At 61.3% G+C, this 3,187-nt stretch carries 4 protein-coding genes; all 4 read right to left on the bottom strand.

Going from position 1 to position 3,187, the window contains the following annotated elements:
• Window positions 1–609, bottom strand: a 609-nt coding sequence (locus AC1DRJ_RS22470; RefSeq protein WP_477804076.1) for an XdhC family protein, incomplete at its 3' end; no start/stop codon positions are given.
• A 1-nt stretch (window position 610) separates the two neighbouring features.
• Complete coding sequence (locus tag AC1DRJ_RS22465) at window positions 611–1,846, bottom strand: c-type cytochrome (RefSeq protein ID WP_477804075.1); 1,236 nt, start codon at window positions 1,844–1,846, stop codon at window positions 611–613.
• Window positions 1,847–1,848: 2 nt separating this feature from the next.
• Window positions 1,849–2,388 (bottom strand): (2Fe-2S)-binding protein, encoded by a 540-nt coding sequence (locus tag AC1DRJ_RS22460; protein WP_477804074.1) that lies wholly within the window; start codon window positions 2,386–2,388, stop codon window positions 1,849–1,851.
• A partial coding sequence (locus AC1DRJ_RS22455) for a molybdopterin cofactor-binding domain-containing protein (RefSeq protein WP_477804073.1) occupies window positions 2,381–3,187 on the bottom strand: 807 nt, incomplete at its 5' end. The genes AC1DRJ_RS22455 and AC1DRJ_RS22460, both read right to left, overlap by 8 nt.

Below are 3,187 nucleotides of genomic sequence, written 5' to 3'. Positions count from 1 at the left end.
TTCCAGCACCTCGTCACGCGGGTCGCACAGAATCACTTCGAAACCCAGCCCGACGGCAAACTCTGCACACGCCTGAGCGACTGAGGAATACCCGGCCAACAACAAGCGCTGCGCCGCACCGATCCGCACGCGCACCCGATCGATCTCACGCTCGATTCGCACACCCTGTTCGCGATCATCGAACAGGCTGCGCGCGCCGCTGGACAGATCCACCTCGCGGATCAGGCGACGCTGCCCTAACAGCGCCGACTCCAATTCCCGCAGATGCGCCTGAACCTCGCAAACCGGCTCAAGCTTCTCCACCAGCACATCGAGCACACCGCCACAGGGCAAGCTCACCCGGGAGCGCGGATCATCACCCTCGCCATAACGAACTACGCTGACCGCTTCAAGAAACGCCCCCTCGGCGACCCGTTCGAGAAAGTCTTCCTCGACACAGCCACCCGACAGCGATCCGATCCATTGCCCGTCGGCGTTCACCGCCAGCAGTGAACCCGGCGCACGAGGCGCCGAGCCGTAGGTGGCGAGCACCGTGCAGAGCCAGAGGCGCTGGCCGGCCGTCGACCACTCCAGCGCCCGGCGCACCACTTGCAGATCGAGATGCTGCATGTCAGTGCGCCTTGTGCTCAAGCGGCGGCGCATCGGCCCGCAACGTCTGCACAGCGTTGACCGCTAGATCACCCGGCTGACCACCCCAGCTCTGACGCAGGTAGTTCAGCAGATCAGTGAGCTGCTCGTGACTGAGCTTCTCAGCGAACCCCGGCATCGGCTGCATATGTTCGAATCCGGAAAACTTCTGCTCACCGATACCGTCATCAATCACCCGAACCAGATTTCGCGGATCTTCCAGGCGCAGCGTGGTGTTGCCGCGCATGGCCACAGCAATGTGCGGTTTGCCGTCACCACCTACTTCATGACAACCGGCGCAGACGTTGAGGTATTCCTGACGGCCACGCTGGGCACTTGCAGTGAGCTTGTCGAACGGTACGTCAGTCAGCACTTTCGCCGCCGGCGGTTGATCGCCCAACAGGTAGGTCGCCATCGCCGCCAGATCCGGGTCATTCAGGCCCTGGGTGCTGTTGTGGAACACCGGGAACATCTCGTTGAACATCGTGCCCTGAGCGCTCATGCCGTGTTTGAGGAACGAACTCAGGTCTTGATGGTTCCAGCCGCGAGCCGCCAGGTCATTGGCCAACAGGCTAGGTGCCAGATAGCCATTGAGCACGCCGCCGGTCATGCGCTTGTCCTGCTGCATTGCACCCGGCAAACCGCGCGGAGTGTGGCATTCGCCGCAGTGACCAAGCACGTCGACCATGTACTGGCCACGCTTGAAGGCTTCGCTTTTACCTTCGGTGGGCGAAAGCTTCACGTCCTTGCCATAAAGCATGTTCCAGCCCATCAGGCCCAGACGCACATTGAACGGGAAGCTCAGGCTGGTGACCGGTGCTGCACGCTCAATGGGCTCGAACGTTTTCAGGTACGCGTGAATCGCGTCGGAGTCGCCGCGCGGTATCAGGTGATACGAGGTGTACGGCATCGCCGGGTACAGGTTGGCACCATCACGGCGCTTGCCTTCGGTGAGTGCAGCAAAGAATTCCTCATCGCTGTAGAGGCCGATGCCGTGCTCTTTGCTCGGGGTGATGTTGGTGCCGTAGATCGTGCCGAACGGCGAGACAATCGGCAGACCGCCCGCGTACGGCGCGCCACCCGGCGCGGTGTGGCAAGCCATGCAGTCAGCGGCACGGGCGAGGTATTCGCCGCGCTTGACCTGATCGTCAGCATGAGCCAGCAACACCGGCGCACTCAGACCAACCGCCAATGCCAGGCGGGAAAGTAATTGCTTCATGCTTAACCCTCCTTGACCAGGCCGAGATCAGTCAGCACGTTGCGGGTGGCGCTGTAGTAGCGCACATACCCGGTGCAACGGCAGATGTGATGGCCGAGGCTGTCCTCGATGACTTTTTCCAGCTGGCTTTTGACGATGGGCTGACGCTTCAGCTTTTCCACCAGCACCGTCGCGGCATTCACGAAACCCGGCGCGCAGTAGCTGCACTGGAAGGCGAATTCGTCGACGAAACGCTGTTGGATCGGGTTCAGTTCAGTGACCTTGCCCTGTTCATCGCGAGTCGCGTGACCTTCGATTGTCCGCACTTTCTTGCCTTCGAAATAATGCGCGCCAGTGATGCAAGTGCGCACTTCTTCACTGGTGCCGTCGGGGTTGTCGACGATCACGACGCAGGCGTAGCAGATACCCTGGCCGCAGCCCAAACGGGAACCAGTGAGGTTTTTGTATTCGTGCAAGTAATCGATCATCGGCAGGTCATCAGGGATGTCCACCGGGCCGACGGTTTGACCGTTGAGGGTCAGTTGGAGCGGACGGTTAGCCATTGAGGGCCTCCTTGATGCGTGCAGAAGTGATAGGCAGGTCGCGGACCCGTTTGCCGATGGCGTGTGCCACAGCGTTACCGATGGCACCGACCACCGGGATCATCACCACTTCGGCAATGCCCTTCGATGGATCGCTCGGCGACAGCGGCGGCAGGATTTCAGACGTCTGCTTCCAGACCGCCACATGGCGCGCCATCGGCAAGCGGTAACGGTTGAAGTTCCAGTCACCCTCCCCCGGCCCGCCTTCGTACAGCGGCATCTCTTCYATCAACGCATGACCAATGCCCATGGCGATCCCGCCTTCGATCTGGCCCTTGACCAGCTCTTCCACCAGCACTCGACCGCACTCRACCCACGAATGGTGGTTGAGCACTTGCACTTCGGCCGAGCCTTTGTTGACTTTCAGTTCCACCAGCGTCGCAACCGGGCTGTAGTAAGTCACTGCCGCGTTGTTCAGCTGAGTGTCGGGGTAATGCACGTTCTGGCGATCCAACAGATGGAAACCGGCGCTGTTCATCTGCGCTTTTTTCACGCTTGGAGCGCCGTCGCCGTACTTGACCGCCAGGCCATCGAGCGGCAGACGTTCGCGCACGCCGTCGATGCTGAACTCGGCATCGGCCCAGCTCCAGCGATTGAAGCCGTGCACGGTCGCGCCGGTGACCAGGCCACGCTCGTGGGCGTGCTTGGCCAGTTGCTCAAAGCTCAGCGGCTGCATGCCGTTGGCAGTGAGTTTGCCATCGACCCAATGCGCATCTTCGCGACGCACCACGTAAGGGTTGGCCGCACCGCCATAAGGACC

This window comes from Pseudomonas sp. P5_B2 (assembly GCF_056400445.1).
Note: the sequence above shows the minus strand (reverse complement) of the source record. Positions and strands in the feature narration are given on the sequence as shown.

Excerpts from the sequence above, each read along its gene's own strand:
- AC1DRJ_RS22460 (WP_477804074.1), bottom strand. The coding sequence starts at position 2,388 with ATGGCTAACCGTCCGCTCCAACTGACCCTCAACGGTCAAACCGTCGGC.
- AC1DRJ_RS22465 (WP_477804075.1), bottom strand. The coding sequence starts at position 1,846 with ATGAAGCAATTACTTTCCCGCCTGGCATTGGCGGTTGGTCTGAGTGCG.